The 14,228-nt window shown below is 66.7% G+C and carries 15 protein-coding genes; 9 read left to right on the top strand and 6 right to left on the bottom strand.

Features of this window, described 5'->3' with window-relative positions; translation table 11 throughout:
- Positions 1 to 22 precede the first annotated feature (22 nt).
- Entirely contained in the window at positions 23 to 559 is a 537-nt protein-coding gene (locus DV704_RS08415; RefSeq protein WP_114799135.1) for a hypothetical protein, read from the bottom strand.
- Positions 560 to 571: 12 nt separating this feature from the next.
- Positions 572 to 1,285 (bottom strand): molybdenum cofactor guanylyltransferase, encoded by a 714-nt coding sequence (locus tag DV704_RS08410; protein ID WP_114799134.1) that lies wholly within the window; start codon positions 1,283 to 1,285, stop codon positions 572 to 574.
- A 64-nt stretch (positions 1,286 to 1,349) separates the two neighbouring features.
- Between DV704_RS08410 and DV704_RS08405 the strand changes: the two genes are divergently transcribed.
- Genes DV704_RS08405 through DV704_RS08385 form a run of 5 tightly spaced genes read left to right on the top strand, consistent with a single transcriptional unit; the run spans position 1,350 to position 5,556 of the window.
- Complete coding sequence (locus DV704_RS08405) at positions 1,350 to 1,553, top strand: DUF3248 domain-containing protein (RefSeq protein WP_114799133.1); 204 nt, start codon at positions 1,350 to 1,352, stop codon at positions 1,551 to 1,553.
- Positions 1,554 to 1,573: 20 nt separating this feature from the next.
- On the top strand, positions 1,574 to 2,008 hold the full coding sequence (locus DV704_RS08400) for a DUF3809 family protein (RefSeq protein WP_114799132.1): 435 nt from the start codon (positions 1,574 to 1,576) through the stop codon (positions 2,006 to 2,008).
- Positions 2,009 to 2,045: 37 nt separating this feature from the next.
- Positions 2,046 to 2,720, top strand: coding sequence for a metal-dependent hydrolase (locus DV704_RS08395; RefSeq protein WP_114799131.1), 675 nt, complete (start codon positions 2,046 to 2,048; stop codon positions 2,718 to 2,720).
- Between the two features lie 26 nt (positions 2,721 to 2,746).
- The gene (locus DV704_RS08390) at positions 2,747 to 3,604 is read left to right on the top strand and encodes a serine/threonine-protein kinase (protein WP_114799130.1); all 858 of its coding nucleotides are present in this window, start codon (positions 2,747 to 2,749) and stop codon (positions 3,602 to 3,604) included.
- A gap of 35 nt (positions 3,605 to 3,639) precedes the next feature.
- Positions 3,640 to 5,556 (top strand): AMP-binding protein, encoded by a 1,917-nt coding sequence (locus DV704_RS08385; RefSeq protein ID WP_114799129.1) that lies wholly within the window; start codon positions 3,640 to 3,642, stop codon positions 5,554 to 5,556.
- On the opposite strand, the gene gltX is transcribed toward DV704_RS08385, so the two are convergent.
- Entirely contained in the window at positions 5,551 to 6,993 is a 1,443-nt protein-coding gene (gltX, locus tag DV704_RS08380) for a glutamate--tRNA ligase (protein ID WP_114799128.1), read from the bottom strand. The two genes, DV704_RS08385 and gltX, sit on opposite strands and share 6 nt — an antisense overlap.
- An 88-nt stretch (positions 6,994 to 7,081) precedes the next feature.
- Here gltX and lptB point away from each other — a divergent pair, with 88 nt between their 5' ends.
- From lptB to DV704_RS08365, 3 genes are read left to right on the top strand one after another with little or no spacing between them, the layout of a single operon-like run.
- On the top strand, positions 7,082 to 7,843 hold the full coding sequence (lptB, locus tag DV704_RS08375) for an LPS export ABC transporter ATP-binding protein (RefSeq protein WP_114799127.1): 762 nt from the start codon (positions 7,082 to 7,084) through the stop codon (positions 7,841 to 7,843).
- Between the two features lie 52 nt (positions 7,844 to 7,895).
- On the top strand, positions 7,896 to 9,350 hold the full coding sequence (locus DV704_RS08370; RefSeq protein ID WP_114799126.1) for a DUF3084 domain-containing protein: 1,455 nt from the start codon (positions 7,896 to 7,898) through the stop codon (positions 9,348 to 9,350).
- Between the two features lie 11 nt (positions 9,351 to 9,361).
- Positions 9,362 to 10,561, top strand: a complete 1,200-nt coding sequence (locus DV704_RS08365; RefSeq protein ID WP_114799125.1) for an MFS transporter — start codon at positions 9,362 to 9,364, stop codon at positions 10,559 to 10,561.
- On the opposite strand, the gene DV704_RS08360 is transcribed toward DV704_RS08365, so the two are convergent.
- Both DV704_RS08360 and DV704_RS08355 read right to left on the bottom strand, forming a co-directional pair.
- A complete protein-coding gene (locus DV704_RS08360) occupies positions 10,503 to 10,940 on the bottom strand; it encodes a tetratricopeptide repeat protein (RefSeq protein ID WP_147279600.1) in 438 nt (145 codons plus the stop codon). The two genes, DV704_RS08365 and DV704_RS08360, sit on opposite strands and share 59 nt — an antisense overlap.
- A gap of 82 nt (positions 10,941 to 11,022) precedes the next feature.
- A complete protein-coding gene (locus DV704_RS08355) occupies positions 11,023 to 11,769 on the bottom strand; it encodes a hypothetical protein (RefSeq protein ID WP_114799123.1) in 747 nt (248 codons plus the stop codon).
- A gap of 60 nt (positions 11,770 to 11,829) precedes the next feature.
- On the opposite strand from DV704_RS08355, the gene DV704_RS08350 reads away from it, so the two are divergent.
- Positions 11,830 to 13,188 (top strand): FAD-binding oxidoreductase, encoded by a 1,359-nt coding sequence (locus DV704_RS08350; RefSeq protein WP_114799122.1) that lies wholly within the window; start codon positions 11,830 to 11,832, stop codon positions 13,186 to 13,188.
- Here DV704_RS08350 and DV704_RS08345 read toward each other — a convergent pair.
- Positions 13,177 to 14,172, bottom strand: coding sequence for a hypothetical protein (locus tag DV704_RS08345; protein ID WP_114799121.1), 996 nt, complete (start codon positions 14,170 to 14,172; stop codon positions 13,177 to 13,179). The genes DV704_RS08350 and DV704_RS08345 overlap by 12 nt on opposite strands.
- Positions 14,173 to 14,228: the final 56 nt, after the last annotated feature.

Here is a 14,228-nt window from a genome sequence, read left to right as displayed (position 1 = left end):
GTTATTTGCAGGACGCACGGCCCTAAGACCCCAGATACTTGAAGTAACGCTCTCGTGTGATGATGCCGTGAATTGTGCTGCCGTCGGCCACAAAGACGATTTGGTGTTGGCGAAAAAGCGCGCCCAGTTCGCTGGCGGCGGTCTCGCCTGGAACAACCGGGGCTTCGTCCCAAGGGACCAGCGAGTCGGCGATACCGATTACCCCCACGGGCTGGTCGCCTTCGAGCAGCACGGCGATGTTGCCCTCGAAAGACTCCAGAGCATGGATGACCGGGACCGGCCGGGCCAGCCGCCGGGCCGAGGTGGGGGCGAAGAGCCCGGCCGAAAGCAGGGTGGTGGTGTTGACCCGCACCGCCCGCTTGGCCAGCCAGAGGGTGAGGGTGAAGACCAGAAGGAAGGCCAGCCCCTCCAGCAGGCCCAGAAGGTTGAAGCCCTCCCAGCCGAACTGGCCTCGCTCCCCGAAGGCCAGGTGCAGGATGCCCGAGACCAGAAGGCCGGAGACCAGGGCGGCTAGATAGGCGATGAGGCCGGCTATGCGCAGCTCACGAACCGTTCGCATCCGGGCCTCAGTCTACACCCTGTCCAGCCAGGCCAGGTCCCGCTCCTGGTCCACATCCACCCCCACCTCGGGGTAGGGGGTGATGAGGGCCCGGACCGGTGCTTTGAGGAGGCTCGAGACCCGGGCCTCCAGCACAGGGATGCTGGCTTTTCCCAGGAGCACCCCAAATAGCGTTCCCAGGCCAATCAGGCGGGCTAGGGCCAGCGGATTTTTGCGCAGCGCCAGGGCCTGCTGAAGGAGGGGTAGGGCGGTGTGGAAGAGCTTCTTATCCAGGAGGACCAGGTTTCCCCCTGTAAAGGTTCCCTCCCGCACCCGCGCGTAGGTGCGGCGCATCCCGGGAAACCGGGCTTCGATGAGGGCACGGGGCACGATGGGGTAGACGAAGGCCGCCACAGGAGCATTGTCCACCACCCAGCGGACCGCCTCTTTGGAGAGGAGGGGCATGTCGCCGGTGGCCACCAGCACCCGCTCGCTTCGGGCTGCCTCTAGCCCGGCCTTCAGGTTGGCCAGGAGGCTTCCCTGGTCGCCCAGGTGGTGGCTCGGGGCAGGGGTGTAGGCGCCAGGGGGGCCCACCAGGATGAGCTCCAGTCCAGCCTGCTGTAGGGCCTGTAGCGTGTGCTCCACCAGAGGGCGGCCCCGGTAGGGCAGCAGGGCCTTGCTGGCCACGCCGAACTTCTTGGCCAGGGGGTCGTCGGGCCTGCCCCCGGCCAGCACAATGGCTTCCACGGGCCTAAGTTTACTGTGGGCAGCGCCCTTTACCCAGGCCTTCGGGCCCGGTAGGCTTGAAGTCATGGACGACCTGCTCGAGCGGCTCGGCAACCACCTGGTCTGGCGGATTGGCAAGGCCGAGGGGGAGGAGGTCTTGGTGGTGCGCGTGGGGTTGGCCTCGGCTGCCCCCGAGTTCGCCCATCTCTCGCGCCTGCGCAACGTGACCGACGAGGAAATTGAACAACTGGTGCGGGCTGGGCAGGTGCGGGTGGAGTGGGTGAACTAGGGCCCGCGAGGGGGAGCCAGGTGTTGCTAGAGAAATCCTTTCGCCTTTTTTTGCCCGAGCCTCCAGAGCATCTCTACCAGCCCGAGCGGGTCTTCTCGGGCCGCCCCCCCTTTAGGATGCTGAGGCGGGAGGGGTTTTGGCTGGAGGGGGTCTTGGTGGCCGAGGCCCCCCTCCTTGGAGAAATCCAATTCCCCTTTCGCAGCCGTATTCACCCCGAGGGGAGAGTAGCCCGTCTGGAAGCGCTGCCCCTGGAGAACCCCCCGCCTTTTTGGGTGGAGCTGGCGGGCCGGGGCGAGGTGGTGGAGGGCGGGCTGGAGTACCGGCTCACCCTGCGGCTGCATGCCAGCCTGCCCCCCGGGGAGAAGTGGGGAGGGCGGGCTTTGCGCCGGCTGGCCGAGGCTGCGTTTGAGCGCAACCTGGAGCGGGAGCTGAAGCGGCTGGCGCAGGGGGCCTGAGCCCCCCATATACTGATAGCCATCTGGAGGTGTTACCGTGCTCGAGGTCAGGTACCTGGGTCATTCGGCGCTTCTGATCACCGATGGCACCACGCGGGTCTTGGTGGACCCCTTTCTCACCGGCAACCCCAAGGCAGCCCTCGCGGCCGACCAGGTGGAGGCCGACCTGATCGTGCTCACCCACGCCCACGGCGACCACTACGGCGACAGCGTGGCCATCAGCCAGCGCACCGGGGCCCCCATCATTTCCAACTACGAGATCGTAAGCTACGCCGAGCGGCAGGGGGCCAAGGGGGTGGGGATGAACCTGGGCGGCACCTACCGCTTTTCTGGGGGGTGGCTCAAGTGGTTCCCGGCCTGGCACTCCTCCTCCTTCCCCGACGGCACCTACGGCGGCCTGGCCCAGGGGTGCGTGCTCGAGCTGGCCGGTAAGCGCCTGTACATCGCGGGCGACACCGCCCTGTTTAGCGATATGAGCCTGCTGGCCTCCTATGCCATCGACCTGGCGGTGCTGCCGATTGGCGACCACTTCACCATGGGCCCCGACGATGCTTTGAAGGCTCTGGAACTCATCCGGGCCAAACAGGTACTGCCGGTGCACTACAACACCTTCCCCCCCATCGCCCAGGACGGAGCGGCCTTTGTGCGGCGGGCCGGGCTTTTGGGAATTGGGGGCGAGGCTTTGGAGCCCGGGGGGCAGCTACGCCTCTAAATGTGGTGTAATGGGCCGCGGATGCCATGGACTATCGCCGCCTAACCCGCCAGGACTTCAAGCTGGAGATGTTGCTGGGTCTGGGCCGTTCCTCTCAGGTCTACCTGGCCCGTGCGCCCGACGGCACCCAGGTGGCGCTCAAGGTGCCCCGCCGGGAGGTGCGGACCAATAGGGCCCTGGCGGAGCGTTTCGCCCAGGAAGTGGCCCTTTCCCTTAGCCTGAGCCACCCCCACCTGGTGCGGGGGCTGGCGGGCCGCCCCGAGGGGGAAGGGGCTTTTTTGGCCCTGGAGTACTTTCCAGAGGGCACCCTCGAGGACCGTCTGCGCAAGGGGCCCCTGGGCCGGGAAGAAGCCCTGGAGTGCCTTACCCAGATTGCCCAGGCCCTCCTTTACCTGCACGAGCGGGGCATCGTGCACCAGGACGTCAAGCCCTCCAACATCTTTGTCGAGGGGAACCGGTTTAGGCTGGGCGATTTCGGCGTGGCCAGGACCCGCGAGAACCCCAGGCCGCTGGAGCGGGCCGGAAGCCCCTTCTATATGGCCCCGGAGCTCTTTGCGGGCGAGGCGGCCACCCCTGCGTCGGACGCCTACTCCTTTGGGGTGATGGCCTTTGAGCTTCTGGTGGGCAAGCGGCCCTTCGTGGGCGAGACGCTTGAAGAGCTCGGCTACGCCCACCTGCACCGGCTGCCCCCGCCCACGGGCCTGCCGCCCCACCTGGACCGCATCGTGCGCAACCTCCTGGTCAAGGATTCGGCCACCCGGGCCACGCTCAAGGCCTTTTTGCAGATTGTGCAGAAGGCCTCGAGCCCGGAACCCCCCAAGCCCCCTCAGGAGGAAAAGCCAGTGCGCAAGGGTTTTCTGGGCCTGCTGTTCCGCAAACGCTGAACGCTCTAGGGCGCTAGACTATGGGGTAGACGCCTATGGACCCCCTATGGTTTCCTTCCGAGGCCTACACCCGGGGCAGCCACCTCGAGGCCCTGTTGGAACGCCTAGGGCTTCCCGACTACGAGGCCCTCTACCGCTATAGCATCGAGGAGACCGAGGCTTTCTGGCGCGCCACCCTAGAGCTTTTAGGGATCGAGTGGCTGCACCCCTACACCCAGGTGCTGGACGCTTCCCAAGGCCCCCAGTGGCCCCGCTGGTTTGTGGGCGGGCGGCTCAATCTGGCCCAGAACGCCCTGCGCCACGCCCGGACCCGGCCGCAGGCTCTGGCCCTCTGCTGGGAGGGGGAGGAGGGGACGGTGCGGCGGCTTTCCTACGCCGAGCTGGAGGACGAGGTGGCCCGGGCCGCCCAAGCGCTGGCAGCCTTGGGGATTGGCCCGGGCGACCGGGTGGGGCTTTTCCTGCCCATGCTCCCCGAGACCGCCATCAGCGCGCTGGCTGTGGCCCGGCTGGGGGCCATCTTCGTTCCCATCTTCTCGGGCTATGCGGCCGAGGCGGCCGCCACCCGCTTGCAGGACGCCGGGGCCCGCCTCCTTATCACCGCGGATGGTTTTTACCGTCGGGGCAGCCGGGTGCCGCTGCTCGCCCAGGCCCGGGCGGCAGCCCAGCTCGCGCCAAGCGTGGAGCGCATCCTGGTGGTGCGCCGTTTTGGCGACGTCCCCTTAGGTCCGCGGGAAGTGGCCTGGGACGCCTGGGTTCCCCTTCAGCCGCCCGAGGCCCCCTACACGCCCGTGGAGAGCATGGACCCCTTCATGCTCATCTACACCTCGGGCACCACCGGCAGGCCCAAGGGTACGGTGCACTACCACGCCGGCTTTCCCCTCAAGGCGGCCCAGGACCTGGCTCACCTCTTCGATTTGCGAGCGGGCGAGACCCTTTTCTGGTTCACCGACATGGGCTGGATGATGGGGCCGTGGGCCATTCTGGGGGGGCTTACCCTGGGGGCCACGGTTCTCCTTTACGAGGGAGCCCCGGACTACCCGGACGCGGGGCGGCTTTGGGCCCTGTGCGCGCGGCACCGGGTGACCCACCTGGGCCTCTCGCCCACCTTGGTGCGGGCCCTGATGCCCTTTGAGGCGCCCGTGCGCCAGCACGACCTCTCGGCCTTGCGCGTGCTGGGCTCCACCGGGGAGCCGTGGAACCTCGAGCCCTACCTGTGGTTCTTCCACACCGTGGGCCAGGGGCGGCTGCCCATCATCAACTACTCGGGGGGCACCGAGGTGGGCGGGGGCATCCTGGGCTGCACCACCTGGCGGCCTATCAAGCCCATGGGCTTCAACACCGCCGCCCCCGGCATCCACGCCGAGGTGCTGGATGCGGCGGGCCGGCCGGTGCGGGGCGAGGTGGGGGAGCTGGCGGTCCTCAAGCCCTGGCCGGGCCAGACCAAGGGTTTCTGGAACGACCCCGAGCGCTATTTGAACACCTACTGGAACCGCTTTGAGGGGGTCTGGGTGCACGGGGACTGGGCCTGGGTGGACGCCGAGGGACACTGGTTCATCCAGGGGCGCAGCGACGATACCCTCAAGGTGGCCGGCAAGCGGGTGGGACCGGCGGAGTACGAGAGCGCCGCGGTGGAGCATCCGGCGGTCAAGGAGGCCGCGGCCATCGGGGTGCCCCACCCCCTCAAGGGGGAGGTGGCGGTGGTCTTCGTGGTGCTGCGGCCGGGCCAGACCCCGAGCCCCGAGCTGGAGCGGGCCATCCTCGAGACCATCACCGGCCGGCTGGGCAAGGCGCTGAGGCCCGAGAAGCTCCTTTTTGTGAGCGACCTGCCCAAGACCCGCAACGCCAAGGTGATGCGCCGGGTCATCCGGGCAGCCTACCTGGGGCAGCCCCCTGGCGACCTCTCGGCGCTGGAGAACCCCGAGGCGGTGGAGGCCATCCGGCAGGCCCTATAGGGCCTCCACCCGCTCCATGGCCCGCTCCAGGCGCTTCAGGACCCGCTCCTTGCCCAGGATAAACAGCAGGTCGAACATCCCGGGGGTCTCGAGGGAGCCGGTCAGGGCCGCCCGCAGGGGCTGCATGACCTGGGCGGCCTTGGCCCCTTTGGCCTCGATGTAGCTCTTCAGCAGGGGTTCGGTGGTTTCCGGGAGCATGTCCGGAGCCTTGGCCAGTTGTCCGTACAGTTCGGGTAGGAAACGGGCCCCCTCCATGAGCTTGGCCAGGGCTTTTTCCTGCATAGGGTAGGCCTCGCTGAAGAAGTACATGGACTTGTCCACAAATTCTTGCAGGGTCTCGAAGCGGGCCCGCATGGCCTCCACCACCCGCCTCAGGTAGTCCTCTGAGGGGTAGGAGAGCCCCGAGCGGGCCAGAAAGGGCTTGACCCGCTCCGTGAGCTCCTCCAGGCTCAGCACCTCGCGGATGTACTTGCCGTTCATCCACTTAAGTTTTTCCAGGTCGAAGACCGGCGCTCCCAAGCGGATGCGCTCCAGGCGGAAGTGGGCGATCATCTCCTCCAGGCTGAATATCTCCCGCCCATCGGGCATGCTCCAGGCCATGGTGCCCAGGTAGTTCAAAAGGGCCTCGGGCAGGATGCCCTGGGCCTTGTAGCTGTCCACGCTGGTGTCCATCTTGCGCTTGGAGAGCTTGGACTTGTCAGGGTTGCGCAGCAAGGGGGTATGGCACCAGACCGGCTCCTCCCAGCCGAAGGCCTTGAGGATGTGGATGTGAAAGGGGGTGCTGGTGAGCCACTCCTCGGCCCGGATGACATGGGTCACCCCCATCAGGTGGTCGTCCACCATGGCCGCCAGGTGGTAGGTGGGAAAACCATCGGCCTTCAGGATCACCTTGTCGTCCAGGGTGCTGTTGTCGAACTCCACGGGGCCCCGGAGCAGGTCGTGCACCACGGTCTTGCCCGTGAGGGGAACCTTGAGCCGCACCACGTGGGGCTCGCCCGCCCTGGCCCGCCGCTCGGCCTCTTCGGGGGGATAGTCGCGGTAGCGGCGGTTGTAGCCCATCTCCTGCCTGCCCGCCCGCAGGGCTTCCTCCCGGGCCCTGGCCAGCTCCTCTGGGGTGTCGAAGGCCCGGTAGGCAGCGCCCTTGGCCAGGAGTATCTCCACGTGCTTCTGGTAGATGGGCAGGCGCTCGGACTGCACATAGGGCCCGTTGGGTCCCCCCTTGGTGGGGGACTCGTCGGGCGAAAGGCCCAGCCACTCGAGCATGCCCAGAATCCGCTCTACCGAGGTGGGGTTGTAGCGGGTTCGGTCGGTGTCCTCGATGCGAACGATGAATTTGCCGCCGTTTTGCTTGGCGAAGACGTAGTTGAAGAGTGCCTGGTAGGCGGTGCCCACGTGGGGATCGCCGGTGGGGCTAGGGGCGATGCGGGTGACTACCATAACCGATAGCTTATCGCTCTGGGGGCCGTAGGGGAAAGGCGGGGCCTCTCACGGCCACCTTAGCGCGGGGTGCTACCCTGGAAAAAGAATGGAGACCGTGTTGCAGAGGGAAGGAGTCCGCGCGACCACCCGTCTGGAGGCCAGCGGTCTTTCCAAGCGCTATGGGCGGCGCGAGGTGGTGCGGGGGGTGAGCCTGGAGCTTTCCCGCGGGGAGATCGTGGCCCTTTTTGGCCCCAACGGGGCGGGCAAGACCACCACCTTCTACATGCTGGTGGGCTTCATTGAGCCCAACGCGGGTCGGATTCATCTAAACGGGCAGGATGTGACCCGCCTGCCCATGTACAAGCGGGCCCGGCTGGGCCTCGGCTACCTGCCCCAGGAGCCCTCGGCCTTCCGCCGCCTTACCGCGCTGGAAAACCTGCTGGCCGTGCTGGAGTTCCAGCCCCTGGCCAAGGCCGAGCGAAAGGAGCGGGCCATGGCCTTGCTGGAAGAGCTGGGAATTGCCCACCTGAAGGACCGCTACGCCTACACCCTCTCGGGGGGAGAGCGGCGGCGGCTGGAGATCGCTCGAGCTCTCTGCACCAACCCCGACTTCATCCTTTTGGACGAGCCCTTTACTGGCGTGGACCCCAAGAACGTCCACGACATTCAGAAGCTTATTTCCGAGCTGCGCGAGCGGCGGGGGGTGGGCATTTTCATCACCGACCACGCGGTGCGGGAGACCCTGGCCATTGCCGACCGAATCTACCTCATGTACGACGGCCAGATGGCCTTCCATGGCTCACCAGAGGCCTTTGCCCGCGATGCGGGGGTGCGCAAGCACTACCTGGGTGATGAGTACGAACTGTGAAGCATGGGCCGTGGCGCTGCCCTGAGGTCTGTGCCCCGTACGAGGTAGCGGTATGACCTTCTGGGCCATTTTGATTCTGCTGGTATTGGTAGCGAGCTTGGTGGCCTACGTAGGCGATCTGGTGGCGCGGCGGGTGGGCAAGCGCCACTGGCGCCTGCTGGGTCTGCGGCCCCGAGCGACGGCCACCCTGGTGGCGGTGGGCACAGGGGCGCTGATTGCGTTGGGGGCTTTTGGGACTTTTTTCCTGCTGGTGCGGGAGGCCCGCGAGACCATTCTGCAGGCCGAAGCCATTCGACAGGAGCGCGACCGTTTGCGGGCCGAGGTAGGGCGCTTGGAGAACCGGGCCGCCAGCATCTTCAGCCAGTACGAACAGCTCAAGGCTGAGCGGGACGAGTTTGAGCGGAGCATAGACCTGCTGGCCCGGCAGCTTGCCCAGCAGGTGGAGCTCCAGCGGCAGACCCGGCAGGGCCTGGAGGAGGCGCTGGTGGAGCGGGAGCGGCTCCGCCAGGAGTTGGAAAGACTGAAGGAGGAGGGCCGGTCGTTGCGTGCGGCCCTGGCAGCGTTGCAGCAGACGCGGCTGAGGCTGGTGCAGGAGAAGGAGCGCTTGGAGGCAGAGAAGCGCAGACTGCTTTCGGACCGGGCCGCGCTCGAGGCCCAGGTAAGGGAAGCCGAGCATCGCCTTCGCCAGGTTGAAGCAGCCCAACGGGGGTCTCTAGCCCGCCTCGAAGAGCTCCAGCAGCGCTCCAGGGTCTTGGAGACCAGGCTGCGGGAGCTGGAGGCGGAAAAGCGCAATCTGGAAGGGGACGTGGCCGTGCTGGGGGGAGGCCTCTCCCCGCCCGCCTCGGATGAGGCCACCCTCCGGCTGGTGGAGAGCCTGCAGCAGGAGAACCGCGAGCTGAAGAACCGGCTGCTAGAGGCGCGGCGGGAATTGCAGCAGCTCAAGGAGCGCAACCGGCTCTTTGCTGCCAGCCTGGACAGGAGCCTCAGAATGGTCCTGTTGGCCGAGGAACCGGTGCAGCCGGGCAACGAGCAGATAGCCCTGGCCGAGGTTACCCGGCGGGCCGAGAACCGCATACGCCTGCTGGGGCTCAGGGGCATGGAGCTGGTGGAGACCCCCCACCTCGGCAACCAGGGACCTGGTCTCCTCCTGGCCCGGGTGCAGGGCATCGGTGGGGAGGGGCGGGTGCGGGTGGTGCTCGAGTACCGGCCGCGCCAGCAAGCCTTCCCCGAGGGGGAGGTGCTGGCCTCGGCCCTTCTTGCGCTCCCGGCCAGCGCAGGCGAGCTGGGGCGCAAACTGAACGCGCTCAGCCAGGCCGTTGAGGCCCGGCTGAGCGAGGCCGGCTGGGTGCCGGAGAAACTGGCCCAGGGAGGGATTCCTCTAGAGGAGTTCGCTGCCCTGGCGGCCCAGCTCAGCGGGCGGCGCGGAGGAGCCCGGATAGGGGTGGTGGCCCTCAGCAACCTATACCCCACCGAGCCCCCCCGCCTGGGTCTGCGAATCCTGCCTTAGACTACTAGACAGTGAAGCCGCTTGCCATCCTCTTTCTTACCCTTTTCAACAGCATCCTGGGGCTGTCGGTTTTGTTTCCCATCCTGGGGCCGCTTGGGCGGGAGCTGGGCTTGAGCGAGGTGCAGGTAGGGCTTTTCTCCACCGGCTACGCCCTCATGCAATTCCTGCTCTCGCCCTACTGGGGCCGTCGAAGCGAGCAGGGGCGAAAGCCCGTTTTGCTCGTGGGTATCCTGGGGTTTGCTGCCAGCTTCTACCTGTTTGCCCTGTTCGCCTGGCTGGGCTACCAGAAGATTCTGGGAGAGGGGTGGCTTTTCGCCTGCCTAATCTCAGCCCGGCTTTTGGGCGGGGCCTTTTCCTCGGCCACCCTGCCCACCGCCCAGGCCTATCTGGCCGACATCACCCCCAAGGAGGCCCGCACCCAGAACTTCGCCGTGCTGGGGGCGGCTTTTGGCCTGGGGGTGATCTTCGGCCCGGCCATAGGGGCGGCCTTGGCCCATCTGGGCCTGCTGGTGCCGGTGGTGTTTTCGGCCAGCCTGGCCCTCCTGAATGCGCTTTTTGTCTGGCGGGTGCTGCCCGAGTCCCGCAGAAAGGAGCAGCTCGAGCCCTCCCCTTTGCTTTCCTGGCGCGACCCGCGGGTGTGGCCCCTCCTGGTCATGGGTCTTAGCCTCAACCTGGCCTCGATTGCCATGGAGCAGACCGTGGCCTTCCTCTACCAGGACAGGCTGGGCCTATCGCCTGCCCAGACCGCCCAGGCGGTGGGCCTGGCGCTGGTAGTCTTCGGGCTGGTGGGGGTTGGAGCCCAGGGCTTCTGGGTACGCTGGGTCCGCTGGCCCCCTCGAGCCCTGTTGGGGCTCGGCCTGCCCCTGCTGCTGCTGGGCTATCTGGGGTTGGCCATAGCGCCGAGCTTCCCCTTGCTCACCGCCTCGCTGGTGCTTCTGGGCCTGGGCACCATGGCCCTGCCCGGCCTGAGCGCGGCCCAGTCCCTGGCCGTCTCGGATCAGGAGCAGGGGGCGGTGGCTGGTCTGGCCAGCGCGGCCCAGGCTTTGGGGCGGATGCTGGGCCCGGTTGTCGGAACCGGGCTGTACGGTCTTTCCCCGGCCTATCCCTACGTTTTTTCCGCGTTCCTGGTGGCGCTGGCACTGGTTTTTCTAATCAGTCGGCCCCAGCTTGCCCGTCTTCAAACCAGCGCAGCCACCGGGCCTGGGCGGTAAGCCTGGCCTGGTGGGGGAGGCTTTGGGCCTGGTTCAGGGTCTCCAGGGCTTGCGCCCTGTCCCCTGCCCGTTCCCAGGCCAGCGCGATGGCCCTGAGGCAGGCCCACTGTCCCCCCTCGTCTTCCAAAAAGCGGTAGACCGCCAGCGCCCGGGAGAGCAAGGGAATGGCCTCGGTGGGTTCGCCCCGGTATAGGCTTACCACCCCCCAGATGAAGAGGCTTTCTGCCCAGGCTCGGTTGTCGCCCATGCGCCGGGCCATCGGTTCGGTCTGTTGGACCAGTGAGACTGCTGTAAGAGGCTCTTCCTCCAGCCTTTGCCAGGCCTCCTTCAGCAGCGCTTGCAGGTGTTCTCGAGGAGTTGGTTGCTGCAAGGTCGCCATCACCCAAGCCAGGGTAACAGCTGGCCCGCTGGGGGGCGGTCCATTCGTCACTCGCTCAATTCACGTAACGCTCAGCGAGTTTTCACTCCAGGGGGACGATTCTGTGCGACTGAACCTGGATTGCGGGGCCGGGGGCCGAGGCCAAGGCGAACTGGGGGTCTAGCTGGGCGGCCTGGTTTGGGCTTCTGAGCTGGACGAAGTCCACGTTGGAGGCCGCGATTCCGGCCCGGTAGTTGCCGGGGGGCAGCGGGGTGCGGGAGAGGGAGAGCTCGAGCCGGGTGGCGTTGGTGTACCAGACGAAGTCCGCGCCAACGACCTCGTTGTTGGGGCCCAGCCGTTGGATCTCGACGTAGTAGGAACGCGCTCCCGGCACGGGATTCCAGCTAATGGTGGCGGTATTGCCGGCCACTTGAAGGGAGACGTTTTGCGGCTGGGGCAGGGTGTTGGCGGGGTTTAGTTCCATCTGGCGGCTGAAGTTGGCGTTGCCGGGGAAAGAGGCCGAGAGGGTGTAGCGCCCTGCGACGGCCGCATCGTTCGGGAATATTTTCCAGAAGAACAAGGGCCCGACCGTATCGGATCGGGTGGGGTCGCTCTCCTTGGAGAGACCCTGAGGGCCCTCCACCCTCAGCACGAAGCCGTCGGGACTGGTGGGACTGCTCAGATTGGCCCAGAAGATCAAGGCCAGGCTGGGGGTTGGCCCCCCGACGTTCCAGGTGCCCACCGCAGCGTTGGCTGCGCGGGCTTCGCTGCGGGCCCCCTCGCCCGGCCCCCCACAGGCGCCCAGCAACAAAAAAGAAGCCACCCCCGCCACTCTTAGCTGCTCACGCATTTTTTACCTCCAACCCGAGTATAGCGTATGGTCGCTTTTGGGGGGTGTTAAGCTTAGGGCATGCTGGAAAGCCTAAAAAGCCTCCTGCCCGGCAAGGTCAGCACCGCCCCTGCCGACCTGGAGACCCACGGCCGGGATGAGGGCCACCTCCTGCAGAGGCCTCCTTTGGCCGTGGTCTACGCTGAAAGCCTGGCCGACGTGCAGGCCGCTTTGGCCTGGGCCAGGGCCGAGCGCATCCCGGTGGTTCCCTTTGGGGCCGGCACCAGCCTCGAGGGGCATGTGGTGCCCCAGGGCCCGGCCCTTTCACTCGACCTTTCGCGGATGAACCGGGTGCTGCGGGTTGCCCCGCAGGACTTTCTGGCCGAGGTGGAGCCTGGTCTCACGCGCAAGGCCCTGAACGAAGCCTTGAAGGGTACTGGGCTGTTCTTCCCGGTAGACCCCGGGGCCGATGCCACCCTGGGGGGCATGGCCGCCACCAACGCCTCCGGTACCACCACCGTGCGCTACGGGGGGATGCGGGCCAACGTGCTGGCCCTGCAGGTGGTGCTGGCCAATGGGGAGGTGTTGGAGCTGGGCCGGGGGGTGCGCAAGACCAGCGCAGGCTACGACCTGAAGGACCTGTTCATCGGCTCCGAGGGCACCTTGGGAATCATCACCCGCCTGACCCTGAGGCTTCATCCCCTGCCGGAGCACATCCACACCCTGCGGGTCTTCTTCGGCTCCTTGGAGTCCACCGCTGAGGCCGCCTATAGGGTGATGGCCAGCGGGCTGCCAGTGGCGAGGCTCGAGCTGGTGGACGCCCGGGCTATAGCCGCCATCAACCGCTACCTGGGGCGGAGCTACCCCGAGGAACCGGCTCTTTTCGTGGAATTTCACTCTTCTACCCGCGAGGCCCTTGGGGCCGAGTCGGCCTTGGCCCTCGAGCTGATGCGCGAGGCCGGGGCCCTTCAGGTGGACGTGGCCCATACCCAGGAGGAGCGCACCGCCCAGTGGGAGGCCCGCCACCAGGCCTACTGGGCCATGGTCAACCTCTATCCCGGGCGAAACTACCTCATCACCGATACCGCCGTGCCCCTTTCCAAGATGCCCGAGCTGGTGGCCTATGCCAGCCGCCTTTTGGGCGAGCTGGGTTTGGCGGGCAACATCGTGGGCCACGTGGGCGACGGCAATTTTCACACCCTGGTGGTTTACGAGCAGGGCGATTCAAGGCCGGAGGAGTTTGCCGAACGCCTGGTGGAGCGGGCGCTGGCCCTGGGGGGCACCTGCACCGGGGAGCACGGGGTGGGCCTGCGCAAGAGGAAATACCTCCCCAAGGAGCACGGCCCAGCGCTTGAGTGGATGCGCCGGATTAAACACCTTTTCGATCCGGAAAACCTGTTGAACCCCGGCAAGGTCTTCGAGGCGGCCTCAGTTTCTTAGGCCCAGCCCTGGGGCGCAGTGGCCCTTACGAAGCTTGAAGGTGTTCAGGTAGCCGTCGCTTGGCCGGTAGGCCATCCAGATGCCCACGTCGTCGTGGCGGGAGGCCATTTGCCGGATGGGCCCGCCGGGCCGGCCGAAGGCATCTGTATAGAAGACCTCCGGGCCGCCTTTGTTGTACCAGTAGACCGGGCCGTGGTAGGCCTCGCGGTCGCAGCCGCGGAGGTCCTGAAAGCCCTCGAAGACCTGCTCGGTGTAGATGAGCTCGCTCGGCTTGGCCGGGTTCATGGTGGTGATGGGGTCGAAGGCCGCTGTGGCGACGATGACCTCCACTTTGTCGGCCAGGCGCAGCCGGAAGGTCCAGATCTCGTAGAGCGAGCCCGGCCGTTTGTCGTGGCAGCCACTTCCGGGTATGGTCATTACAGTGCGGCCAATGTCGTTGCTGGGGTCGTTGTCGTTCAGGGTGGGGTCGCGCTCGCAGATGGAGCCCACCCGCCCGGTGTCCGCCATGCCCTGCACGCTCACCCGGTGGCCGCTGGGGGCCACCAAATCGAAAATCAGGGAGTGGTTCCGCACGCTGTAGCGCCGAACCCCCCCGGTCCCCATATGGGCCACGATGCGGGTGCTGGTAAGGGCGATGCGGTCCTCGTCGTTGCGGGTGCCCCGGTTGGACACGAACACCTTGAAGCCCTCGTGGGCTTCGGGCATCCCGGCCAGTTTGCCCACGTAGCCGAAGGGGGGCAGCTCGGGGTTGGCCAGGCTGGTGCGGGGGTCGTCGCCGTGCTCGTGGTCGAAGTAGCAGCGATACTCCGGGTCTACCTGCGGGTGCCAGGTGGAGTAGAAATCCCCGTCGGGACCCTTTACCACGTAGCGGTTGTGCACCCAGTCCGGGCATAGCTGGCCGGCCACCGGCTTGGGTGTTTCGGCTTCTGGCTCGTTGCAGGCGACCAGCAAAAGGGCTAGGGCCCCCAGGACCTTCCTCAACATAAATCACCTTTCCTGTGAGGCTAGACCTTTGCCTTCAGGAAGAATTCAAACCAGCC

The sequence above is a fragment of the Meiothermus sp. QL-1 genome (genome assembly GCF_003351145.1).
Lineage (GTDB): Bacteria > Deinococcota > Deinococci > Deinococcales > Thermaceae > Meiothermus.
This window is presented reverse-complemented; position numbering and strand designations above follow the sequence as displayed.